Source organism: Pseudomonas putida, from assembly GCF_026625125.1.
In the GTDB taxonomy this organism is placed as follows: domain Bacteria; phylum Pseudomonadota; class Gammaproteobacteria; order Pseudomonadales; family Pseudomonadaceae; genus Aquipseudomonas; species Aquipseudomonas putida_X.
On record NZ_CP113097.1, the window covers coordinates 2,249,976 to 2,271,559 of the forward strand.

30 protein-coding genes, 1 tRNA gene and 2 pseudogenes are annotated in these 21,584 nt (G+C 59.1%); 22 read left to right on the forward strand and 11 right to left on the reverse strand.

Going from position 1 to position 21,584, the window contains the following annotated elements; genetic code table 11:
* Positions 1-2: 2 nt before the first annotated feature.
* The 3 genes from rbsK (at position 3) to OSW16_RS10285 (ending at position 2,471) form a co-directional block, all read left to right on the forward strand.
* Complete coding sequence (gene rbsK, locus OSW16_RS10275; RefSeq protein WP_267822784.1) at positions 3-911, forward strand: ribokinase; 909 nt, start codon at positions 3-5, stop codon at positions 909-911.
* Entirely contained in the window at positions 908-1,306 is a 399-nt protein-coding gene (rbsD, locus tag OSW16_RS10280; RefSeq protein WP_241806487.1) for a D-ribose pyranase, read from the forward strand. The genes rbsK and rbsD overlap by 4 nt, the downstream gene beginning before the upstream one ends.
* Positions 1,307-1,463: 157 nt before the next feature.
* The gene (locus tag OSW16_RS10285; RefSeq protein WP_267822788.1) at positions 1,464-2,471 is read left to right on the forward strand and encodes a nucleoside hydrolase; all 1,008 of its coding nucleotides are present in this window, start codon (positions 1,464-1,466) and stop codon (positions 2,469-2,471) included.
* Here the strand turns inward: OSW16_RS10285 and OSW16_RS10290 are convergent.
* On the reverse strand, positions 2,443-2,655 hold the full coding sequence (locus tag OSW16_RS10290; RefSeq protein WP_241806485.1) for a hypothetical protein: 213 nt from the start codon (positions 2,653-2,655) through the stop codon (positions 2,443-2,445). The two genes, OSW16_RS10285 and OSW16_RS10290, sit on opposite strands and share 29 nt — an antisense overlap.
* A gap of 285 nt (positions 2,656-2,940) precedes the next feature.
* Here OSW16_RS10290 and OSW16_RS10295 point away from each other — a divergent pair, with 285 nt between their 5' ends.
* Positions 2,941-3,261: an I78 family peptidase inhibitor gene (locus tag OSW16_RS10295; RefSeq protein WP_267822791.1), complete on the forward strand. Its 321-nt coding sequence runs from the start codon at positions 2,941-2,943 to the stop codon at positions 3,259-3,261.
* Positions 3,262-3,362: 101 nt separating this feature from the next.
* Here the strand turns inward: OSW16_RS10295 and OSW16_RS10300 are convergent, their stop codons facing one another.
* Together OSW16_RS10300 and OSW16_RS10305 are read right to left on the reverse strand one after the other, a co-directional pair.
* Positions 3,363-3,575 carry a cold-shock protein gene (locus tag OSW16_RS10300; RefSeq protein WP_012313861.1) on the reverse strand — a complete coding sequence of 71 codons (213 nt, stop codon included), beginning with the start codon at positions 3,573-3,575 and terminating at the stop codon, positions 3,363-3,365.
* A gap of 159 nt (positions 3,576-3,734) precedes the next feature.
* On the reverse strand, positions 3,735-4,037 hold the full coding sequence (locus tag OSW16_RS10305; RefSeq protein ID WP_267822794.1) for a hypothetical protein: 303 nt from the start codon (positions 4,035-4,037) through the stop codon (positions 3,735-3,737).
* A 334-nt stretch (positions 4,038-4,371) separates the two neighbouring features.
* On the opposite strand from OSW16_RS10305, the gene thrS reads away from it, so the two are divergent.
* From thrS to OSW16_RS10350, 9 genes are all read left to right on the forward strand, one after another.
* Positions 4,372-6,294: a threonine--tRNA ligase gene (gene thrS, locus OSW16_RS10310; RefSeq protein ID WP_241806482.1), complete on the forward strand. Its 1,923-nt coding sequence runs from the start codon at positions 4,372-4,374 to the stop codon at positions 6,292-6,294.
* On the forward strand, positions 6,294-6,845 hold the full coding sequence (gene infC, locus OSW16_RS10315; RefSeq protein ID WP_012313864.1) for a translation initiation factor IF-3: 552 nt from the start codon (positions 6,294-6,296) through the stop codon (positions 6,843-6,845). Before thrS ends, infC begins: the two co-directional genes overlap by 1 nt.
* Before the next feature lie 60 nt (positions 6,846-6,905).
* Positions 6,906-7,100: a 50S ribosomal protein L35 gene (gene rpmI, locus OSW16_RS10320; protein ID WP_012313865.1), complete on the forward strand. Its 195-nt coding sequence runs from the start codon at positions 6,906-6,908 to the stop codon at positions 7,098-7,100.
* A 28-nt stretch (positions 7,101-7,128) separates the two neighbouring features.
* Positions 7,129-7,485 (forward strand): 50S ribosomal protein L20, encoded by a 357-nt coding sequence (gene rplT / locus OSW16_RS10325; protein ID WP_003250671.1) that lies wholly within the window; start codon positions 7,129-7,131, stop codon positions 7,483-7,485.
* Positions 7,486-7,595: 110 nt separating this feature from the next.
* Entirely contained in the window at positions 7,596-8,612 is a 1,017-nt protein-coding gene (gene pheS, locus OSW16_RS10330) for a phenylalanine--tRNA ligase subunit alpha (RefSeq protein ID WP_012313866.1), read from the forward strand.
* Positions 8,613-8,643: 31 nt separating this feature from the next.
* Entirely contained in the window at positions 8,644-11,025 is a 2,382-nt protein-coding gene (pheT, locus tag OSW16_RS10335; RefSeq protein WP_267822798.1) for a phenylalanine--tRNA ligase subunit beta, read from the forward strand.
* A 4-nt stretch (positions 11,026-11,029) separates the two neighbouring features.
* Positions 11,030-11,332 (forward strand): integration host factor subunit alpha, encoded by a 303-nt coding sequence (ihfA, locus tag OSW16_RS10340; RefSeq protein WP_003250679.1) that lies wholly within the window; start codon positions 11,030-11,032, stop codon positions 11,330-11,332.
* The gene (locus OSW16_RS10345; protein WP_008100384.1) at positions 11,313-11,669 is read left to right on the forward strand and encodes a MerR family transcriptional regulator; all 357 of its coding nucleotides are present in this window, start codon (positions 11,313-11,315) and stop codon (positions 11,667-11,669) included. The genes ihfA and OSW16_RS10345 overlap by 20 nt, the downstream gene beginning before the upstream one ends.
* A 97-nt stretch (positions 11,670-11,766) precedes the next feature.
* Positions 11,767-11,843: transfer RNA gene (locus OSW16_RS10350), tRNA-Pro, on the forward strand.
* Positions 11,844-12,076: 233 nt separating this feature from the next.
* Here OSW16_RS10350 and OSW16_RS10355 read toward each other — a convergent pair.
* Positions 12,077-12,697 (reverse strand): TetR/AcrR family transcriptional regulator, encoded by a 621-nt coding sequence (locus OSW16_RS10355; RefSeq protein WP_267822801.1) that lies wholly within the window; start codon positions 12,695-12,697, stop codon positions 12,077-12,079.
* Between the two features lie 136 nt (positions 12,698-12,833).
* Here OSW16_RS10355 and OSW16_RS10360 point away from each other — a divergent pair, with 136 nt between their 5' ends.
* A complete protein-coding gene (locus tag OSW16_RS10360; protein ID WP_267822803.1) occupies positions 12,834-13,274 on the forward strand; it encodes a hotdog fold domain-containing protein in 441 nt (146 codons plus the stop codon).
* 307 nt (positions 13,275-13,581) lie between these two features.
* Here OSW16_RS10360 and OSW16_RS10365 read toward each other — a convergent pair whose 3' ends face one another.
* Positions 13,582-13,956: a winged helix-turn-helix transcriptional regulator gene (locus OSW16_RS10365; protein ID WP_267822805.1), complete on the reverse strand. Its 375-nt coding sequence runs from the start codon at positions 13,954-13,956 to the stop codon at positions 13,582-13,584.
* Positions 13,957-14,127: 171 nt separating this feature from the next.
* On the opposite strand from OSW16_RS10365, the gene OSW16_RS10370 reads away from it, so the two are divergent.
* The 3 genes from OSW16_RS10370 to OSW16_RS10375 all read left to right on the forward strand — a co-directional run bounded on the left by OSW16_RS10370 (position 14,128) and on the right by OSW16_RS10375 (position 16,079).
* Positions 14,128-15,141 (forward strand): zinc-dependent alcohol dehydrogenase family protein, encoded by a 1,014-nt coding sequence (locus tag OSW16_RS10370; protein ID WP_267822807.1) that lies wholly within the window; start codon positions 14,128-14,130, stop codon positions 15,139-15,141.
* Positions 15,142-15,207: 66 nt separating this feature from the next.
* Positions 15,208-15,561, forward strand: coding sequence for an LLM class flavin-dependent oxidoreductase (locus OSW16_RS27075; protein ID WP_349974438.1), 354 nt, complete (start codon positions 15,208-15,210; stop codon positions 15,559-15,561).
* A gap of 20 nt (positions 15,562-15,581) precedes the next feature.
* Positions 15,582-16,079 (forward strand): DUF1993 domain-containing protein, encoded by a 498-nt coding sequence (locus OSW16_RS10375; RefSeq protein WP_267822809.1) that lies wholly within the window; start codon positions 15,582-15,584, stop codon positions 16,077-16,079.
* 364 nt (positions 16,080-16,443) lie between these two features.
* Here OSW16_RS10375 and OSW16_RS10380 read toward each other — a convergent pair.
* Positions 16,444-17,018: pseudogene (locus OSW16_RS10380) on the reverse strand (DNA cytosine methyltransferase); the annotation flags it as partial.
* A 3-nt stretch (positions 17,019-17,021) separates the two neighbouring features.
* Here OSW16_RS10380 and OSW16_RS10385 point away from each other — a divergent pair.
* From OSW16_RS10385 to trbK, 4 genes are all read left to right on the forward strand, one after another.
* On the forward strand, positions 17,022-17,459 hold the full coding sequence (locus tag OSW16_RS10385; RefSeq protein WP_267822811.1) for a hypothetical protein: 438 nt from the start codon (positions 17,022-17,024) through the stop codon (positions 17,457-17,459).
* Positions 17,460-17,588: 129 nt separating this feature from the next.
* On the forward strand, positions 17,589-18,017 hold the full coding sequence (locus OSW16_RS10390) for a hypothetical protein (protein WP_267822813.1): 429 nt from the start codon (positions 17,589-17,591) through the stop codon (positions 18,015-18,017).
* A 114-nt stretch (positions 18,018-18,131) separates the two neighbouring features.
* Positions 18,132-18,302 carry a hypothetical protein gene (locus OSW16_RS10395; protein WP_241806479.1) on the forward strand — a complete coding sequence of 57 codons (171 nt, stop codon included), beginning with the start codon at positions 18,132-18,134 and terminating at the stop codon, positions 18,300-18,302.
* A 38-nt stretch (positions 18,303-18,340) separates the two neighbouring features.
* The gene (trbK, locus tag OSW16_RS10400; RefSeq protein ID WP_241806478.1) at positions 18,341-18,517 is read left to right on the forward strand and encodes an entry exclusion lipoprotein TrbK; all 177 of its coding nucleotides are present in this window, start codon (positions 18,341-18,343) and stop codon (positions 18,515-18,517) included.
* A 235-nt stretch (positions 18,518-18,752) separates the two neighbouring features.
* Here trbK and OSW16_RS10405 read toward each other — a convergent pair whose 3' ends face one another.
* The 5 genes and pseudogenes from OSW16_RS10405 to OSW16_RS10420 form a co-directional block, all read right to left on the reverse strand.
* Positions 18,753-18,887 carry a hypothetical protein gene (locus tag OSW16_RS10405; protein ID WP_267822817.1) on the reverse strand — a complete coding sequence of 45 codons (135 nt, stop codon included), beginning with the start codon at positions 18,885-18,887 and terminating at the stop codon, positions 18,753-18,755.
* Positions 18,884-19,114 carry a hypothetical protein gene (locus tag OSW16_RS10410; RefSeq protein WP_267822818.1) on the reverse strand — a complete coding sequence of 77 codons (231 nt, stop codon included), beginning with the start codon at positions 19,112-19,114 and terminating at the stop codon, positions 18,884-18,886. Before OSW16_RS10410 ends, OSW16_RS10405 begins: the two co-directional genes overlap by 4 nt.
* A complete protein-coding gene (locus OSW16_RS10415; protein WP_267822820.1) occupies positions 19,111-19,365 on the reverse strand; it encodes a hypothetical protein in 255 nt (84 codons plus the stop codon). Before OSW16_RS10415 ends, OSW16_RS10410 begins: the two co-directional genes overlap by 4 nt.
* Positions 19,295-19,840 carry a DUF551 domain-containing protein gene (locus OSW16_RS27080; RefSeq protein ID WP_418942092.1) on the reverse strand — a complete coding sequence of 182 codons (546 nt, stop codon included), beginning with the start codon at positions 19,838-19,840 and terminating at the stop codon, positions 19,295-19,297. Before OSW16_RS27080 ends, OSW16_RS10415 begins: the two co-directional genes overlap by 71 nt.
* Positions 19,841-20,400: 560 nt before the next feature.
* Positions 20,401-20,508, reverse strand: a pseudogene (locus tag OSW16_RS10420) (polysaccharide lyase family 7 protein); the annotation flags it as partial.
* A 136-nt stretch (positions 20,509-20,644) separates the two neighbouring features.
* Between OSW16_RS10420 and OSW16_RS10425 the strand changes: the two are divergent.
* Positions 20,645-21,436, forward strand: a complete 792-nt coding sequence (locus tag OSW16_RS10425) for an HNH endonuclease (protein WP_267822823.1) — start codon at positions 20,645-20,647, stop codon at positions 21,434-21,436.
* Positions 21,437-21,584 lie beyond the last annotated feature (148 nt).

Here is a 21,584-nt window from a genome sequence, read left to right on the forward strand (position 1 = left end):
TCATGAGTGCCAAAGTAGTGGTGGTCGGTAGCCTCAACATGGACCTGGTAGCCCGCACCGAGCGGCTGCCACGTGCAGGCGAAACAGTGGCCGGCGAAAGCTTTTTCACCGTGCCGGGCGGCAAGGGCGCCAATCAGGCGGTGGCCGCAGCACGCCTGGGCGCGAGCGTGGCGATGGTCGGTAACGTCGGCGATGACGCCTACGGCCAGCAGTTGCGCCAGGCCCTGGAAGTGGAAGGCATCGACTGCCAGGCAGTGAGCGCGTGCCCGGGCGTCTCCAGTGGCGTGGCGCTGATTACCGTGGATGCCGCCAGCCAGAACTGCATCGTCATCATCCCCGGCGGCAACGGCCAACTGACGCCGGCAAGCGTGCAGCGTTTCGACGCACTGCTGCAGGCTGCCGAGGTGATCATCTGCCAGCTCGAAGTGCCTGCCGACACGGTGGCCTGGGCCCTGGCCAGGGGGCGTGAGCTGGGCAAGACGGTGATGCTTAACCCGGCCCCGGCGACCGGCCCGTTGCCCGCCCAGTGGCTAGGCCATATCGATTACCTCATCCCCAATGAAAGCGAGGCCGAGGCACTGACCGGCGCGCCAGTGGACGACCTGGCCAGCGCCCGCCGTGCCGGCGAACGCCTGCTGCAGATGGGGGCCGGCAAGGTCATCGTCACCCTCGGCGCGCAGGGTGCGTTGTTCGTCAGCCGTGACGGCAGCCGGCACTTCCCTGCGCCGCAGGTCAAAGCGCTGGACACCACGGCAGCGGGCGACACTTTTGTCGGCGGTTTTGCAGCCGCGCTGGTGCGTGGCCTGGGGGAGGACGATGCGATCACCCTTGGCCAGCGCGCTGCGGCGCTGTCCGTCACTCGCGCCGGGGCACAGCCCTCGATCCCGACCCTGGCGGAGCTGGCCCCATGAAAAAGACCGCGCTGCTCAATATTGCCCTGTCACGCACCATTGCCGGGCTGGGCCATGGCGACATCCTGGTGATCGGCGATGCCGGGTTGCCCGTGCCGCCTGGGGTCGAGCTGATCGACCTGGCCTTGACACCGGGCATTCCCGATTTCGCCAGCGTGCTGCGCGCCGTGCTCAGCGAGATGCAGGTGGAGCGCCATGTGCTGGCCGAAGAGATGCAGAAGGTCGTGCCGCCCGGCCTCGTCGAGATCGAGCGCCTGCGCGGCAAGCTCGGCAAGCGTGAATGGCTGAGCCATGAGCAATTCAAGGGGTTGTCGCGCAGCGCCCGCGCCGTGGTGCGTACCGGCGAGTGCCAGCCCTACAGCAATATCGCCCTTATCGCCGGGGTAACCTTCTAGCTCCCACCGCGACCGCGCAGTTCTTCAGGCCTGCGCTTTACCTGTGCAAGTCACCGACTTGCCCAAAGCCGACGCAATTCCAGGTGGGAGCCGGCTTAGCGGCGATGGGCCGCAAAGCGGCCCCAACCGTTTCACCACAAGGCAACAGGAGTGCCCCATGCTCAAACCCCTGCTACAAGGACTCGCCCTCATGGCCGCAGCTGCCACCACCACGCTCCAGGCCGCACCTCGCGACCTGATCATCGACACCGACCCCGGCGCCGACGATGTGGTCGCGCTGTTCCTGGCCATGGCTTCGCCGGACGAGCTCAACATTCGCGCCATCACCACCGTCGCTGGCAACGTGCGGCTCGACAAAACGTCGCGCAACGCCCGCCTGGCCCGCGAGTGGGCCGGCCGTGAAGACATCCCGGTGTACGCCGGGGCAGGGCGCCCGTTGCTGCGCACGCCGATCTACGCTGCCCAGGTGCATGGCGAAGAGGGCCTGACCGGTGTCCCGGTGCATGAACCGAAAAAGCCCCTGGCCCCAGGCAATGCCGTGCAGTACCTGGTCGACACCCTCGGCGCTGCCGAACCCCACAGCATCACCGTGGCCATGCTCGGCCCGCAGACCAATCTGGCCCTGGCACTGATCCAGCGCCCGGCCATCGCCAAAGGCATCAAGGAAGTGGTGGTAATGGGCGGCGCCCATTTCAACGGCGGCAACATCACCCCGGTGGCAGAATTCAACCTCTACGCCGACCCGCACGCCGCCGAGGTGGTGCTGGCCAGCGGCGTGCCGCTGACCTACCTGCCGCTGGACGTCACCCACAAGCTGCTCACCAGCGACGCCCGGCTCAAGCAGCTGGCAGCCGTGAACAACCAGGCCAGCAAGCGTGTGGTAGACATCCTCAATGCGTACATCAAGCACGACATGGACCTGTACGGCATGCCCGGCGGCCCGGTGCATGACGCCAGCGTCATTGCTTATCTGCTCAAGCCTGAGCTGTTCAGCGGGCGGCGCATCCACATGAGTGTCGACAGCCGCGAGGGCCCGAGCTTCGGCCAGACCGTGGCCGACTGGTACGGCGTGCTCAAGCAGCCGGCCAATGTAATGTGGGTGGCCGAGGGCGATGCCCAGGGCTTTTTCGACCTGCTCAGCGCGCGCCTGGCTCGATTGCCATAGCGGCGTGCGGTGCATAGCGCTCGAACACCTGGTCGATGAAGCTGCGCGCCGCCTCACTGCCCAGGTCGCGCACCAGCAGGTCCAGGGCGATCAATACCAGCTCTTCTGGCGTGCTGGGGCTGTAGGCGCTCTGGCCCTCCGCCCATTTGACCTTGATGTCGGCGTCGATGCTGTGGTGGCTCATGAAAGGCTCTCGTTTGGGCCCGTAGCGGAGGGGCGAACACCTGACCCTGGCGTTCGCAGCAGGCACTGTGCCTACACTTCTTAAAGTAAATCATCACTTTGCGTCAATGGCTCTTCGACTTAAGAATAAAAAGCCTGCCCAAGCAAACCAACTGCGTGGTGCAAAATCCGGTCACGATTGCCTTTCGCCACGCACGGTGAGTTCAGGCAGACTTGGGCGGTTTTGCAACGAATTCAGGGTGGAACTGTCGGAACAGGCAGTTCCCATATCTATTTAGGAGGATTCATGTTCCGTACCCGTGCTTCCCTGGCAACCTTGCTGGTCGCTGCGGTGCTGGCTGGTTGCAGCACTGGTGGCAACTCTGACGGCGGCAGCGCCCCGGCTGCACCTGCAGGCAACGACGGGCGCTGCGAGGCCAGCGGCGCCGATTTCGCCATTGGCAAGCAAGGCAGTGCCGACCTGCTTGAGCAGGCGCGCAAGGCCAGTGGTTCGCAGATGGCGCGTATCCTCAAGCCGCATGACGTGGTGACCCTGGAGTACCGCTCCGAGCGTCTGAACCTGAATGTGGACGAGCAGGGCAAGGTGACCCGCGTCAACTGCGGTTGATGCAACCCCAATGCCGCCCCTGCGCAGGCAGGTGTGCGTTGCCTTGGTAAAGCCCATAAAAAAACCCGCCACAAGGGCGGGTTTTTTTACAGCTATCCGAATTACTCCGGACGAACCTGCGCAGCCTGCATACCCTTCTGGCCTTTTTCGGCAACGAAGGAAACAGTCTGGCCTTCTTTCAGGCTCTTGAAGCCGTCGGATTCGATGGCTTTGAAGTGAACGAACAGGTCGTCGCCGCCGCCTGCTGGGGTGATGAAGCCGTAGCCTTTCTCATCATTGAACCATTTGACGGTGCCTTGTTGGCGATTGGACATGGGTGAATCTCCAGAACATTTAATTTTCAGTGGTGCAATGTGGCCGAGGCTACGGAGCACGGACACCATAATAGTCTAATTCTGCGCCTGTAGCGTCTTTTACCTTCGCAGGATGCTGATCCAGGGCAAATAAAGCCCGGAAAGCCCTCCGCGCATGGCTCATTTCGGCTTGCAGGCCGCTTGCACGATGGTCTGTGCCTTCTGCATCAGCTTGGCGTCAACGCCGTCCTTACTGTCCAGGTCTTCGATCTCCTTATCGGTGAAATTTTCTTTGATGGCTTGCGCGCCGCACGAGCAATGCTTGTCTGCAGCTGCGGCGTCGACACCTTGGCTTTGCGCCACCTGCTTGCATTGCGTCATGTAGGCACCCTCCTTGCCGGCAGGGAAGTTGCCAGCGTTGGCTGCCATGGGCAGCAGCAGGGCGCCAGCGGCCGCCAGGGCCAGAAGAGACGGAACTCGCATAACCAGACACTCCTTGGGTTAAGGTCTCATCAAGAGTAGGTTGCTTCCCAAAGTCTGATTGGAAATTTTCCGTGTAAGTTCACCGCTACCGCGTAAATTCCAAATATTTCTGCGCTGCCATGCAACCCCCGTGCTAGCATGCCCGGCTTGCAGCTACATACGTGCAGCGTGCAACTATCTTTTACTTTCCAGTCACTCAGGTCCCCCTGGCAAGCCGAAAGGCTTCTGCCACTGTGAGGCAGGCTTCCTTCAAGGAAGGCAGGTCGGATCTTGTACTGGCTCATCCCAACCCACGTGACCTTTGGTAGGGGTCACCACTAGGAGAGGAGGCGCCATGCCCACTATTACTCTTCCCGATGGCAGTCAACGCGCGTTTGATCACGCGGTATCCGTAGCCGACGTCGCCGCTTCGATCGGTGCCGGCCTGGCCAAGGCCACCGTTGCCGGCAAAGTCGACGGCAAGCTGGTCGATGCCTGTGAACTGATCACCCACGACGCCACCCTGCAGATCATCACCCCTAAAGATGAAGAGGGACTGGAGATCATCCGTCACTCGTGCGCCCACCTGGTCGGCCACGCGGTGAAACAGCTGTACCCGACCGCCAAGATGGTCATCGGCCCGGTCATCGACGAAGGCTTCTATTACGACATCGCCTACGAGCGCCCCTTCACCCCTGAAGACCTGGCCGCCATCGAAAAGCGCATGCAGCAGCTGATCGAAAAAGATTACGACGTCATCAAGAAGATGACCCCGCGTGCCGAAGTCATCGACGTGTTCAAGGCCCGTGGCGAGGACTACAAGCTGCGCCTGGTCGAAGACATGCCAGACGAGCAGGCCATGGGGCTGTACTACCACGAAGAATACGTCGACATGTGCCGCGGCCCGCACGTGCCCAATACCCGCTTCCTCAAGGCATTCAAGCTGACCAAGCTGTCCGGCGCCTACTGGCGTGGCGATGCCAGGAACGAGCAGCTGCAGCGTGTGTACGGTACCGCCTGGGCTGACAAGAAGCAGCTGGCTGCCTACATCCAGCGCATCGAAGAAGCGGAAAAACGCGACCACCGCAAGATCGGCAAGCAGCTGGACCTGTTCCACCTGCAGGAAGAAGCGCCGGGCATGGTGTTCTGGCACGCCAACGGCTGGACCGTCTACCAGGTGCTCGAGCAGTACATGCGCCAGGTCCAGCGCGAAAACGGCTATTCGGAAATCAAGACCCCGCAGGTTGTCGACCGCATCCTCTGGGAGCGTTCCGGCCACTGGTCCAACTACGCCGAGAACATGTTCACCACGTCGTCGGAAAGCCGTGATTACGCGGTCAAGCCGATGAACTGCCCGTGCCACGTGCAGGTGTTCAACCAGGGCCTGAAGTCGTACCGCGACCTGCCGCTGCGCCTGGCCGAGTTCGGTGCCTGCCACCGGAACGAGCCGTCCGGCGCGCTGCACGGCATCATGCGCGTGCGTGGCTTCGTGCAGGACGACGCGCACATCTTCTGCACCGAAGACCAGGTGAAGAAAGAAGCCGCCGACTTCATCAAGCTGACCCTGGACGTGTACAAGGACTTCGGTTTCACCGACGTCGCCATGAAGCTCTCCACCCGTCCCGCCAAGCGCGTGGGCTCCGAAGAGCTTTGGGACCGTGCCGAAGGTGCACTGGCCGACGCCCTGAACGAATCCGGCCTGGAATGGGAATACCAGCCAGGTGAAGGTGCCTTCTACGGCCCGAAAATCGAATTCACCCTGCGCGACTGCCTGGGCCGTAACTGGCAGTGTGGTACCCTGCAGTACGACCCGAACCTGCCAGAGCGCCTGGATGCCAGCTACATCGCCGAAGACAACGCGCGCAAGCGCCCAGTGATGCTGCACCGCGCCATCCTTGGCTCGTTCGAGCGCTTCATCGGCATGCTCATCGAGCATTATGCCGGCGTGTTCCCGGCGTGGCTGGCACCCACCCAGGCCGTGATCATGAACATCACCGACAAACAGGCGGATTTCGCCCTTCAGGTTGAGAAATCTCTGAACGGTAGCGGTTTCCGTGCCAAGTCGGACTTGAGAAATGAGAAGATCGGCTTTAAAATCCGCGAGCATACTTTGCTCAAGGTCCCGTACCTTTTGGTTATAGGGGACCGCGAAGTCGAAACGCAAACCGTCGCTGTGCGTACTCGCGAAGGTGCAGACCTGGGCTCCATGCCCGTCGCCCAGTTCGTTGAGCTTCTGACACATGCGGTTTCCCGGCGTGGTCGCCAAGAATCGGAGTAATGACTATTAAGCGTGAAATGAGAAACGATAAACGTGCTGCACCGAAGGCCCCGATCAACGAGAATATCTCGGCCCGCGAGGTTCGGTTAATTGGCGCAGACGGCGAGCAGGTTGGCATCGTCTCGATTGATGAAGCGCTGCGTATCGCTGATGAAGCGAAGCTGGACCTGGTTGAAATCTCTGCAGACGCGGTACCGCCTGTCTGCAAGGTCATGGACTACGGCAAGCACCTCTTCGAAAAGAAGAAGCAGGCTAACGAAGCCAAGAAAAACCAGAAGCAGATCCAGATCAAAGAAATCAAGTTTCGTCCAGGGACGGAGGATGGGGATTACCAGGTAAAACTACGCAACCTGGTACGTTTCCTTACCGATGGGGACAAGGCCAAGATCTCTCTGAGATTCCGTGGTCGTGAGATGGCCCACCAGGAGCTGGGTATGGAGCTGTTGAAGCGGGTTGAAGCTGACCTCGCCGAATACGGCACCGTCGAACAGCATCCGAAGATGGAAGGACGCCAACTTATGATGGTCATCGCCCCCAAGAAAAAGAAGTAATCTCCCGGGCACGGCAGGCCTGATGATTATGTGTAATTTTATCGAATGCGGAGTTCCAACATGCCAAAAATGAAAACCAAGAGCGGTGCTGCAAAGCGCTTCCTGAAGACCGCTACCGGCTTCAAGCACAAGCACGCTTTCAAGAGCCACATCCTGACCAAAATGTCGACCAAGCGTAAGCGTCAACTGCGTGGTAGCAGCTTGCTGCACCCGTCTGACGTCGCGAAAGTCGCGCGCATGCTGCGCGTTCGTTAATTCTGGTCAAAGATAGAGGAAGTTACTCATGGCTCGTGTAAAGCGCGGCGTTATCGCTCGTAAGCGTCACAAAAAAATTCTGAAACTGGCTAAAGGTTACTACGGTGCACGCTCGCGCGTATTCCGCGTAGCCAAGCAGGCAGTCATCAAGGCAGGCCAATACGCCTACCGCGACCGTCGCCAGAAGAAGCGTCAGTTCCGCGCACTGTGGATCGCTCGTATCAACGCCGGTGCCCGCACCAACGGTCTGTCTTACAGCCGTCTGATTGCTGGCCTGAAAAAGGCGTCGATCGAAATCGACCGTAAGGTTCTGGCTGACCTGGCAGTGAACGAAAAAGCGGCGTTTGCTGCAATTGTCGAGAAAGCTAAAGCCGTTCTGGCTTAAGTACCCACGACAATCATCCGGCAGCGCTCTGTGCTGTCGGGTGTAAAACGTCATCGATAGGGGAAGAGCCTTCAAAGCTCTTCCCCTATTTTCGTATCTGGAGTCTGTACATGGAAAACCTGGACGCGCTGGTCTCCCAAGCCCTTGAGGCCGTGGAGCGCGCTGAAGACATCAATGCCCTGGAACAGATCCGGGTTCAGTATCTGGGCAAGAAAGGCGAACTGACCCAGGTGATGAAGACCCTGGGCAACCTGCCAGCCGAAGAGCGCCCGAAAGTCGGCGCGCTGATCAATGACGCCAAAGAGCGCGTCACCGAAGTGCTCAACGCACGCAAGGCAGCCTTTGAAGAAGCCGAGCTCAGCGCTCGCCTGGCCGCCGAATGCATTGATGTGACCCTGCCAGGCCGTGGCCAGGCCACCGGTGGCCTGCACCCGATCACCCGTACCCTCGAACGCATCGAGCAGTTCTTCACCCACATCGGCTACGGCATCGCCGAAGGGCCCGAGGTCGAAGACGACTACCACAACTTCGAAGCGCTCAACATCCCTGGCCACCACCCGGCCCGGGCGATGCACGACACCTTCTACTTCAATGCCAACATGCTGCTGCGCACCCACACCTCGCCGGTGCAGGTGCGGACCATGGAGTCCACCCAGCCGCCCATCCGCATTGTGTGCCCGGGCCGCGTTTACCGCTGCGACTCGGATATCACCCACTCGCCGATGTTCCACCAGGTCGAAGGCCTGCTGATCGATCGCGACATCAACTTTGCCGACCTCAAGGGCACCATCGAAGAGTTCCTGCGCGTGTTCTTCGAAAAAGAACTGGCCGTGCGCTTCCGCCCGTCGTTCTTCCCCTTCACCGAGCCGTCCGCCGAAGTCGACATCCAGTGCGTGATGTGTTCCGGCAAAGGCTGCCGCGTGTGCAAGCAAACCGGCTGGCTGGAAGTGCTGGGCTGCGGCATGGTGCACCCGAACGTGCTGCGCATGTCCGGCATCGACCCTGAAGAATTCCAGGGCTTCGCTTTCGGCATGGGTGCCGAGCGGCTGGCCATGCTGCGCTACGGCGTCAACGATTTGCGTCTGTTCTTCGACAACGACCTGCGGTTCTTAGCCCAATTCCGCTAGGCCCAATCGACGCAACTTTCAGGAGAACAGCATGAAATTCAGTGAACAGTGGCTGCGCGGTTGGGTAAACCCGCAAGTCTCCCGTGATGAACTGGTCGCCCGCCTGTCCATGGCCGGCCTTGAAGTCGACAGCGTAACCCCCGCTGCCGGCCAGTTCAGCGGCATCGTCGTGGGCGAAATCCTCGCCACCGAACAACACCCCGACGCCGACAAACTGCGCGTCTGCCAGGTCAGCAACGGCCAGGAAACCTTCCAGGTCGTCTGCGGCGCCCCCAACGCGCGCGCCGGCATCAAGATCCCGTTCGCCATGATCGGTGCCGAACTGCCGGGCGACTTCAAGATCAAGAAGGCCAAGCTGCGCGGCGTCGAATCCTTCGGCATGCTGTGCTCGGCAGCAGAGCTGCAGATCAGCGAAGAAAACGACGGCCTGCTCGAACTGGCTGGCGACGCCCCGGTAGGCGAAGACATTCGCCAGTACTTGAACCTGGACGACGCCAGCATCGAGATCGGCCTGACCCCCAACCGCGGTGACTGCCTGTCGCTGGCCGGCCTGGCCCGCGACGTCAGTGCCCTGTACAACGTACCGGTTACCCGCCCTGTGGTGCCGGCCGTACCGGCTGTCCACGATGAAGTGCGCCCGGTCGAGGTCAGTGCTCCAGCCGTTTGCCCACGCTACCTGGGCCGCGTCATCCGCAACGTCGACCTCAGCAAGCCCACCCCGCTGTGGATGGTTGAACGCCTGCGCCGCAGCGACGTGCGCAGCATCGACGCCGCTGTCGACATCACCAACTACGTGATGCTCGAACTTGGCCAGCCGATGCACGCCTTCGACCTCGCCGAAATCAATGGCGGCATCCGCGTACGCATGGCCGAAGAGGGCGAGAAGCTCGTGCTGCTCGACGGCCAGGAAGTCGCCCTGCGCGCCGACACCCTGGTCATCGCCGACCATACCCGTGCCCTGGCCATTGCCGGCGTGATGGGTGGCGAGCACAGCGGCGTCAACACCGAAAAAACCCGCGACCTGTTCCTCGAAAGCGCCTTCTTCGAGCCGATCGCCGTTGCTGGCAAGGCCCGTTCATACGGCCTGCACACCGACGCCTCGCACCGCTACGAGCGCGGCGTCGACTCGCAACTGGCCCGCGAAGCCATGGAGCGCGCTACCGCGCTGGTGCTGGAGATTGTCGGCGGCGAAGCCGGCCCCATCATCGAAGCCGTCAGTGAACAGCACCTGCCGCAGGTCGCCCCGGTGACCCTGCGCGCCGAACGCATCACCCAGATGCTCGGCATGGAGTTGCAGGCCGCCCAGGTCGAGCAGATGCTCAACGCCCTGGAGCTGACCACCACGGCCAGCGGGGCAGGGGAGTGGACCGTCAAGGTGCCAAGCCACCGCTTCGACATCAGCCTGGAAGTTGACCTGATCGAAGAGCTGGCCCGCCTGTACGGCTACAACAGCCTGCCAGTGCGTTACCCACAAGCGCGCCTGGCGCCCAAGGCCAACCCGGAAACCCGCGGTGAGTTGCCCAACCTGCGCCGCCTGCTGGTCGCCCGCGGCTACCAGGAAGCCATCACCTACAGCTTCATCGACCCGAAGCTGTTCGAGCTGTTCACCCCTGGTGTAGAGCCGCTGCTGCTGGCCAACCCTATCTCCAGCGACATGGCCGCCATGCGCGCCTCGCTGTGGCCAGGCCTGGTCAAAGCCATGCAGCACAACCTCAACCGCCAGCAAGACCGCGTGCGCCTGTTCGAAAGCGGCCTGCGCTTCGTCGGCCAGCTGGGTGACCTGAAGCAGCAGCCGATGATCGCCGGCGTCGTCACCGGCAGCCGTCTGCCAGAAGGCTGGGCCAACGGCCGTGACAGCATCGACTTCTTCGATGTAAAAGCAGACGTCGAAGCCTTGCTGGGCTACTCGGGCGCCCTGTGCGACTTCACCTTCGCCGCCGGCAAACACCCCGCCCTGCACCCAGGCCAGACCGCTGTCATCCAGCGCGACGGCAAGGAAGTCGGCTACCTCGGCGCCCTGCACCCGGAAGTCGCCAAGGCCCTGGGCCTGGACCGCCCGGTGTTCGTCTTCGAGCTGGTATTGGGTGATGTGGTGGAAGGCCGCCTGCCGAAATTCAGCGAGCTCTCCAAGTTCCCGGAAACCCGTCGCGACCTGGCCCTGATCGCCGGCCGTGACGTCGCCGCCAGCGCCGTGCTTGAAGTAATTCGTGACAATGCAGGCGAATGGCTTACAGACCTCAGGCTGTTTGACGTCTACCAGGGTAAAGGTATTGATCCTGATAGAAAAAGCCTGGCCGTCGGCTTGACCTGGCAGCATCCATCGCGCACTCTTAACGACGATGAGGTGAACACTACCCTGCACAATATCCTCACCTCGCTTGAACAAAGGTTGAACACCACGTTAAGGAAATAACGGCATGGGTGCTCTGACGAAAGCTGAGATGGCCGAAAGGCTGTACGAGGAGCTGGGGCTTAACAAGCGTGAGGCCAAGGAGTTGGTCGAGCTGTTTTTTGAAGAAATTCGGCACGCACTTGAAGAGAACGAGCAGGTCAAGTTGTCCGGTTTCGGCAACTTCGACCTTCGCGACAAACGCCAGCGGCCGGGCCGCAACCCCAAGACAGGGGAAGAGATCCCGATCACTGCACGGCGCGTCGTCACCTTTCGTCCAGGGCAGAAGTTGAAGGCCCGGGTTGAGGCCTATGCTGGAACCAAGCCATAACGACGAACTGCCCCCCATACCGGGCAAACGCTACTTCACCATTGGTGAAGTCAGCGAGTTGTGTGCCGTAAAGCCACACGTGCTGCGGTATTGGGAGCAGGAGTTCCCTCAGCTCAACCCTGTGAAGCGGCGGGGCAACCGGCGGTATTACCAGCGCCAAGACGTGCTGATGATCCGCCAGATTCGCGCGCTGCTGTATGACCAGGGGTTCACCATTGGCGGGGCGCGGTTGCGGCTCTCCAGTGATGAGGTGAAGGATGAGTCAAGCCAGTACAAGCAGCTGATTCGGCAGATGATTGTCGAGTTGGAGGATGTGCTGGTGGTGTTGAAGAAGTGAGTTTGGCCGATGAATGGAAATTTTTGAAAAAAAGCTTCCATTTATCAAAAGGTTAGGGTAGATTCTTCATCGTTCTCAGAGGTTATGAGAATGTAGTCGGGGCGTAGCGCAGCCCGGTAGCGCACTTGCATGGGGTGCAAGGGGTCGAGTGTTCGAATCACTCCGTCCCGACCAAAAAACTCCAAAAAATCCAGTCACTTAGCGGTGACTGGATTTTTTTATGGGTCACGATTTTTTCGGAGCGCATTTTTACCCCCACTTTTCTCCCCACCGAATTCAGCGGCCTCAAACTCATGGTGTTAGGGGCGACGACAGGGAGCATCGACCCTAACGACCGTCGTCATCGGTGAGATCGGCGAAAAGCGGACGTTCATATTAGGCCCATGGGTTTTGAGCGGGCAGTTCTCTCAACCGGCATTCCCCACATTCAACCAGGCTGACTCAGCAAGCAGCTGTTTGTAGAGGTCTGGGCTTTGCTTGACTCGGCCGGAGAGCCAAGCCCGGCAGTAACTATCCGCCGATCCTATAATTAGCGAGGGTATGAGCTCGCGCGGCAGATCCCTCAACTCACGTCGATGAACTGGGTCGCTAAACCAATCTTTGATCTGCGCGTTCCTGATGCGATTGGCTTCTTTGAGCTGATCACCGAAGGCACTTTGCGCGACGGCGTAGCGCGCTTGGTATTGAAAACGCGCCCAGTCTGGCTGGCCGACTACCCAATCTACATAGCTGAAGACCAGCGCGAACACCCATTCCCGGGTTGAAACCGCACCTTTCATGTAGCTGTCTCGCAGGTGCGCCTGGTCGTCCAGCGCCGCCATGTAGAGGGCTGCGATCACGCCTTCCTTGTTGCCAAAATGGTGATAGATCGACCCCACACTCGTCTCGCTATCGGCTCGGATGATGTCGATGGTGGTCGCGTCGATTCCGTGCTCATTGAACAGCCGTAGTGCACAGCGAAGAATTTGCCGTTTGGACTCGGCACGTCGCCCGGGGTAACAGCGCTCGAGGAGATCAGCAGGTTCCATTCTTGATTCCGGCCCAAAAGCGCGATGGTAAGTGAAACCGGCAGCGCATACGAGCTGTTGACGGGTTGGATTAAACAGAATATTGTTCTAGAACATGATTCTAATCTGTCATTCGCTAAATCAGAGGTCCCCGTAAATGAGCCAGACACTCAGCATGTACCAAAACGTTGGCGCTTCCGCTTTCAGCAATATCGCCTGCCAAATGGCCCCCTACTTCAGCACCATTACCCCGGAAATCTCTTTGCTGACTCCCGGTCGCGCTGAAGTGAACGTCCCTTTCCGCAAAGAAATCACCAACCACCTCGCCTCTGTTCATGCCATCGCACTATGCAACGCTGCTGAGCTTGCCGGCGGGATGATGACCGAGGTATCTATTCCTAGCGGCGCTCGTTGGATTCCGAAAGGCATGACTGTCGAGTATCTAGCTAAAGCCAAGACCGCCGTTCACGCGGTCGCCGATGGTAGCGAAATTGATTGGGAATCTTCGGGTGACAAAATCGTCCCGGTCGAAATTTTCGACGAAGCTGGGGTGAAAGTCTTCACGGCTCGCATCACCATGAATGTGAAGCTTGGCTAAGTAATTAGTATCGCGAGCGGTTAATTCATCTTTAAACGTGCAGCGATACATTGTGAATCCACGCCCGAGCGAGTTACAGGTGGACCGCGCCCAGTGGGTTCCTCTGCGCTGTAAACCGCTGAAGTTGTCAAGGTTTGGGGTTGGCTTCGCCTGAGCATGTAGGTGGGGAACCTTGCTCAGCGGGCGCGGATACTACGTTTAATCAATTAAGGGGTTACGCCCATTACCATCTGTTGGAGCGCTGATCCAAAGGCTGAATCGAGCGCCTAAACACCTAGGAAGTCGGACAGCCGCTTGAGATACGCCATCAAATGTCCTGCGGAGTTCCGCCCCGAGTTTCGCATTTGAGAAATGCCCAATCGATCAGCGTCTCAATCGATGGGCCGAGCGCGAGACCAAGCTCGGTCAAGGCATACTCCACCTTCGGTGGGACCTGCGCAAAGACCTTGCGGGTGACGATTCCGTCCTTTTCCAGTTCCTTGAGCTGCTGAATCAGCATCTTCTGGTTCACCCCCACAACCCGCTTCTCAAGCTCTGAAAAGCGAATCGGCTCCTTGGCTGCGAAGAGCTGGACAATGATCACAATCTTCCACTTTCCTTCAAGCACTCGCAGGGTTTCGCTCGTCGCGGCCGCCCAGAAGAGTTGCTGATTAGGATCTCCGCTTCGCCAATCTCGCTTCATCTAACTTACCTTTTGGTTAGTAACGCACAAAATAGTGTGTACTTGCTGTTAAGAATGGTAGTGGATACTCTCTTTTTTACGCAAACATTTGCTGGAAAAGGGGGGTGAACCGACGATTCCGCTGGTTCTATGAGTCGGCCCCGCCATGCTGATCAAAGAAGGATAGAGACGATGAAAACTGTTCGATGGACCTCCGACGAGAGGCCGGGCCTTAAGCTGCACGATGAAGCCATGCCAAATCCCGGTCCGCACGAGGTTGTGGTCAGGGTTCATGCAGCATCCTTGAACTTCCGCGACCAAGCGATTCTCGATGGTGCATATGGCGGTCCGACAAAGCCTAATGGCGTCCCCCTTTCGGACGGAGCCGGTGAAGTGATCGCGGTCGGTCGCGACGTCAAACGCACAAAGGTCGGCGACCGTGTGTCAGCATCATGCTGCCAGCACTGGATCGGCGGACCCACGCGTCCGGAGTACCATGCGGACAGCCTGGGCATGACGACTGACGGATGGCTGGCCGAAACTATTCTGCTGCACGAGAACGCCGTCGTTCATCTGCCGGACTACATGACCTATATTGAGGCCGCCTCTCTCCCTTGCGCTGCCGTTACGGCTTGGTCGGCGCTGAACCTATCATCGCCGCTCCAGCCTGGCGAGACAGTGCTGATTCAGGGCACTGGCGGGGTAGCGCTGTTCTCGCTGCAGGTGGCGAAGATGTTCGGCGCGAAGGTGCTCGCCATCACCTCATCGGAGGAAAAGGCGGAACGGCTTCGGGCGCTGGGCGCCGCTGCAGTCGTCAATTACCGGTCCCATCCCGACTGGGACAAGAAAATTCTGGCTCTCACAGACGGGCGTGGGGTCGACAAGACCATCGATATCGCGGGCGAGAAGACGATCGTGCAGTCGGCGGCCGCTACCCGGAACGGCGGCGACATCTCGCTCGTCGGTTTCACCAGCGGTTTCGGTGGCGGGCTGCCGCCAATCGATATTCTCGGCAAGTCGCTTCGCGTCGCCGGCACGTCTATCGGGTCGCGGGCAACCTTCGAGGCGCTGTTGCGAGCCATGGCCTTGCACGAGATGCACCCGGTTGTGGACCAGGTTTTTTCATTCGCGGATTACGAGGCCGCTTATCGGCGCCTCAAAAGCGGCAATCACGTTGGCAAGGTCGTGATCGATGTTGCGCGATGATATGACCGCTGGCATTCGCCGAAGCGCCGCACACAGCAGCGCTTCGGCTGGCAGGAGCCTCGTACGATGATCCCATCGTCGATTCTGGAACTCGGACCCCTTCGGCAAGGATCCGACCGCCGCACAGCGCTCGATAGCGCCCGCACACTTGGCCAGCATGCAGAGCGCTTGGGTTTGCGCCGCATCTGGGTGGCCGAGCATCACAACTCGCCAGCAGTCAGCACGGCTGCGACCTCGGTCGTTGTGTCTCACATCGCGGCTGCTACGACGACGATCCGCGTTGGTGCTGGCGGCGTGATGCTTCCCAACCACGGCCCTTACGTTATCGCAGACCTCGCGGGCACTCCGGCGCGATCCCGGCAACGCGGAGATGCCCTCAGCGAGCGCGTGCGCTCAGTTGAAATTCAGCCCAAGCAGTAACCTGATATAGGGAATACACAATGTACGCGGAAATTACGCAATTCATCAAAATGCTAGACACCCTTTCCCGTCTCTTGGACAAGGCACAACGACACGCTGAGGAAAATGGCTTTGAGGCGGAAGTTCTTTTGAACGCCCGTCTCGCGCCAGATATGCTGCCACTCTCGAGCCAAGTCCAGATGGTGTGCGGTACGGCCATGCTCGCCAGCTCAGTTCTGACTGGCAAATCGGCTCCGGTCTCCGATAACGCTGAGCACACTGTCCCAGAACTCAAAGCGCTGATTGAAAAAACGATCACCTATGTCAGTTCGATGAAAGAAAGCGACTTTTTGGGTTGGGAAGATCGCATTGTCGCTCCTCCCGGTTGGTCCGGCGCTTTTCTTGGCAAGGACTATTTCCACCAGCACGCAGTCCCTAACTTTTACTTTCACATGGTGACGGCCTACGCAATCCTCCGACACGAAGGCGTTCGGATCGGAAAGATGGACTACATCGGAAAATTGCCTTTCCTCATTTAACAACCGATCGCGCCTCGTTACATGATTGCTCTAAACGCTGGAAAGGCCCTGGCTCATTCCAGCTCGCGTTCAAATCGGTCGCTGACAGAGGCTTAACTCCCAGTTCCATTTTGCTGACTGCGAGATTTGGCCGCATGCATCGAGTCTGCCTGATAGCTTTTTTGTTGAACTTGATGAGTGCTGTCATTTTCTCGGTGGCAACTATGCGGTCGTAGGTTGGACAGAGAGCCGCCGTGTCGGCATCCGGCAGATGCCAGGGATGTGCCCGCGTTGTTGCCGCGGATGGCAGTATCGCACCTGCGCAACCTCCGAGTCCGTCGGTTGTCAGGTGGGCATAAGGTAGGCACTCGCATAGGCCGTAGGGTCAGGCAGCAACAGATTTCGTGACGTGCACTCTCCAAGGATCGTTAGCACGAGCAAGTGCAGCCATCGGTGGCGGGCTCACGCTGTTACCGCACATGTGCACCTGCTCGGTCTTGGTGAACGGCTTGCCGTCGGCGCCCCTGTCGATGATGTAGCTAGGCGGGAAGCCTTGGGCCCGGTAGAGCTCGTGTGGCTGCAGCATGCGCAGACAGATGTCGACGATGACGTACGGGGTGCCCTTCACGAAGACGGTGACCAGGCCTTGAGCGGTTCGTGGGCTGACTGGGCCAATTCGCCCGACCAGTTCGCAATCGGCACGATGAAGGGCTGCGGGTTGTCCAGCACGAACTTCTTCATGCCCTTGGCCACACGGCGGAGCGTTGCGGCAGCCAAGTCTTTCTTCCGACCGAAGATACTCTTGCTTGGCACGCTCCAATCAATGCACTCGGCAGCGGTGCGCCACTTCTGCTGGCCCTTGGCTGGGTGTTTGGCGTGGGTCGGATCCGGCCACACGATGGGCTCCCCGTCGCAGCGGGCGATCATGAACAGGCGTTCCCGGCTGGTCGGTGCGCCGAAGCAGTGGGCAAAACAGGCGTCAAATTAACATGCAAAACGGAGCTCTATAGATCGTTTCGACGCCTACTGTGCCGTCATAAAAATGCGGTCGAAAACGCACAGTCGGTTTCGAGTTTTGCAGACGGTGAGGCTGCTGATTTCGAGTTTCGCTCGGTTTGGGAAAAGTATTTGGGTGAGTCGTTTAGGGCCTCTTTGGAGGCAGCGAAAGCGATTGTGGTGTACGAGCTCTCCGACTATAAGCTTGTCGTGTACTACAGCGGCTTGATGGGCTCACTTTATAAAATGCACTATGAAGTTGAGAAATACATGGCCACGACGCCAACTACGGAGGCGACATTCAAGGTTTACGATGATCTGAAGCTGCTGTCATCGATGATCAACTTCGACTGGGATCAATTTCAAGAGCGCGCTGAGCGGAAGCGGATCCGGATGAAGAGGTAGTGTGCCCATTGCAGGCACCGCCCTCGCCGGGGAGGCGTTATCGTTGAATAGGGGAAGGCTCTGGCGGGCAGCGCCGCGCAGTGATTCTTGCTGGTATGCTTCGCCGCTTACCTAACAGGGACAGTGGTAATGGTGCGACGGAACAGATTGAAGGCTCTTTTTGCACGTCTGACGACGAATCGCTGGCGTACCGGATCTTTATTAGGGTTCGTGGCTTGGTGCAGTCTGCTGCGCTACGGTGACCTGGGCATGCTACCCACAGTTTTTAGTATGCCTTTCGGCATCGCCCTCTTTGCTATGGGCCCCTTGGAATTCCTCCCAGACAGATGGTTCTGGGTTGACTCCTTTCTGTCTGCTATGACGGGGCTGTTCTTCCAAGGAAGCTTGATGCTCATATGGGGCGTTTTGGCCTTTGAGCTTACATTGAGCCAATATGCCAGGACCGCATTCGTGGTGCTCTGCATTGTACTGCAGGTCATTATTATCGGCTGGATTCAGCGCCGGATGATGCGTTCGTATATCCGCAAGCGAAGTGAGCAGAGAAATCGCGCGCAATGAACTAAGGCCTTCGTTGAATAGGGGAAGGCGCTGGCGGGCAGCGCTCGGTGTCAGTTTTTGCGAAGGGTTGCGATCTTTGGTATAAAAGCCGGCCATTTCACAGGAAGGAACCTCATGAAACGCACCATCGTAGGCGCAGCCATCGTTGCCATTGCTGCAATTTCCCTCAGCGGATGCTGGGAGTCTGAGGAAGAGAAGAAGGCTCAGGCACAGCAGGAAGCCAGCGAGAATCTCTGGAACATCACTCCGCCTGATGAAAGCCAGGACGAGGGGTTCAAGCCGTGAAGTCATGCTTTGCCCCAATCCTTGCTGCGGCACTCGCTATGAGCTTGGCCGGCTGCAAAGAAGACGCCCTCGACACTGCTGCCTACGAGCCAACGACCGAGCACTGCCAGCCCGACTACCTGAAAACACTTCCAGACAACAAGGCTCGCGAAGACCTGGTCGAGAAGTGCATGACGGGAGGCTCTTACAAGAAGTCAGAGCCGAAGACCTGGTAACGTCCGATCTTCGTCAGTCAGCGCCGCCTTCTCAGGCGGCGTTTTCGTTCGAGGGAGAGGCGCTGGCGGGTAGCGCAGGGGTGTCAGTAGTCGGATTGGCTGTAACGCACTTCGTAGGTAGCGATCTCCTCGAAGTCGAGCTTCACCCCTCCGGTGTATAGGTTCAGCAGCAAAGCCTCGATACCGTAAGTGGCGCCAAGGAAGAGGCTCTTCTTCGGGTCAAACTCGTTGATGGTCAGGTCGAAGCATTCCCCATAGGGGCGCCGAAGTAGCCGCGCTGCTCAGCCAGGCGATAGGCTTCGCGCACGTTGTGCGCGCTGATTTCCTCGATCTGCTCGTCTATCAGCGATTTGGCCGGTGCGGTGCTCATGCCACTCTCCCGTTCGTTTCCATCCACTGCTGGTGAACGCGTTCAATGATCCGATTCAGCCGCTCTGTGTAGGCCCGCTGCGTGTCGATTCCGATGGCGCCTGTAAGGCCGGCCAGATCGATGGCCATAGCCAGCTCGCCGCGCAAGCTATCGCTGAACGAAGCGTTGATAGCATCGAAGCGCGAGTTGATAATGGCGAACACCTTGTCGCGTGTGCCTCTGATCATGCTGTCCTCCGGGCGGCGCCTGTGCCACTCATGGCTTCCATCTTGTCGAGTGCTGACGCGATCGCCGTCCGGCTGCTTGCCTTCTGGTTCTTGTCTTGTTTGCGGATCATGGCGAGCCAAGCCCGGTTTTTAGCCGCAGCCTGCTGTGGCGTAATGCCTTCCGCCCAGTGAACTTCCTGCTCACCAGAGAGACGACGATCCAAGGCCTGGGCCTGGGCGCTGTCGGCATAGAGGTCGTGCTGGGTGGCCATGGTCGCCTCCAGGTGGTGGGCTACTTGGTGGGGAAGGTAGGGGCATCCAATGAGTCGCGTACGGGTCGTACCAGAACCCCCAGCCTTCGGTGTCGTCGTAGACGTACTCGGAAAGCGCGACTTCGCCGGACTCGCAGACGATCAAATAGTCTGCCTTGATCTCCTCTGGCAGCCTGTCGCTGCATTTGATCCAGCCGCTCATGCTGCCTCCGGCCAATGGCGGGTGATGCTCTTTGGCGTAGTGCGTAAGGCGCTCGAAGCTGTTCACGCCGCCACAGCCGGGCATGGTTCCTTCCAGCTCGACGCAGGCCTTGATGTCACAGCGCCGCGAGCAGACCCAACCCCCGTAACGGCAGCGATTCACCTCGCCTTTCGGATCAGGGTGATAGGCCAGACCACCTTTCCAAGAAGGTGAACCACGCAGCTTGAGACCGCAGCCCCGGCACACGGCCTGGGTATCAGTGCAGTTATGCATTTGGTGATCCTCAGGACCGCATTGGCCAGGAGCCAGCCGCGGGTGACCAAACCCACCGTGAAAGGTGGCCTGGCGCCTGCCAATGCGGTCGATGTGAAGGGAAGGGAGGTGTGGTGTTGCAGAAGGGCTACTAAAGGGGGCCGGCGGTGGAGTCTTAGTCCGAGCCGCCGGCAAGGAGAATTACTACTCTACGGTGCAAATCCAGCGGTGGTTTTGTCGGTATGGAGCTCTGGTAAATGCAACGTCTGTTACTAGAGTCATGCCGCGCTCTTGAAGGGCTTCGGCAAGTTGAGCGAGTGTCTCTGCTTCGATAGTCATTGCTGTTACCTCGTCAGATTTACTGCGTTCATAATTCCTGACCAAGCAGGCAACTAGCAGATTCAATTTTTTTGACTGCTTCAGAGCTGCACTGGAGTGTGATCTGGTATTGGGCGCCCCGTCTCCGCGTTTCGGCTCATCCATCTAGACGCTTGGGTTTCAGCGGCCACGCCTCACAGATCACACTCCGATGCACCCTGCGATGGGGCAGGGGATCGGGCCGTCTTTACGGCTGTCACGGGTCAGCGGTGTATCAACGAGAGGCTGCTGATAATGCACATCGACCCATCTTCAGCCGGTGTGGCATCCGTGTAATCGACTTGGTTGTAAACGCCGCCGTGGAAATCCAGCACCGATGAGCGCCAGGAACTGAATAGCACGCCGCATTGGATGACTCTCCGCCGCGACGTACGAGAATTCCTACGCATCCCTGCCAATGATATTGTAGGGCCACAGCAGGCATTCCTACAGGCACCGACACACAGCATGGATGTTTATCTCGACTCTTCCTCCGTTAAAGCTCGCACAGCCCACTCCAACCCCCCGTGGTCCAGTGACGAACTGATACTTGCTCTAGATCTTTACCTGCGGCACCGTCCTTCTCTGCCCTCACCAAAACACCCAGACGTTCAAGAGCTTTCTTTGTTCCTTGGCAAGATGGGTAAGGCCCTGGGTATAGGCCCTGTTACAAACTTCCGTAATGCCAATGGCGTGTGCATGAAGCTCGGCAATTTCAGGCAATGGGATCCGGACTACACCAGCGCTGGCAAAACTGGCCTGGTGAAGGGCAACAAAGGTGAGGCGGTGGTATGGAATGATTACGCCGAGGCGCCCGAGCGTTTAGCTAAGGTTGTCAATGCCATCAGAGTTGCTGTAGAGCATCACCTATCTAGCGCAATCGCAGATCAGGCCTTGGGCGGCGGCGATGAGCCTGAGATCCAGGAGGCGGAGGAGGGTAAGGTGCTGACGAGGTTACATCGGTGCCGTGAGAGAGACCGAAGGCTGGTGGCAAGTAAGAAAAAGCAGGCGATGGCGAAGTTTGGAAAGCTGGTGTGTGAAGCCTGTGGCTTTGACTTCGCTACTCGATACGGTGACGTCGGAGAAGGGCTTATCGACGTGCATCATACGAAGCCTGTCCATACCCTCCAACCCGGTGACAAGACGCACCTCAATGACTTGGCATTGTTATGCGCGAACTGTCATAGGGTCGTCCACTCAACCAAAGGGTGGCTTGAAATCGATCAGCTCAAAGCTGCGTTGGCAAGCGGTAAGATGTAGCGAGGCTATAACCCAGCTCGATGGTGAACATCGTGCGACGCCTCGAGCCGCTCTGGTCGCCTTTGTATTTCGCCGTCGTAATGAGAAATTCTTCGAAACCGTTTCAACTCGAACTGGCCCCTTCCAAGAGGCCAGTAGCGACACTGGG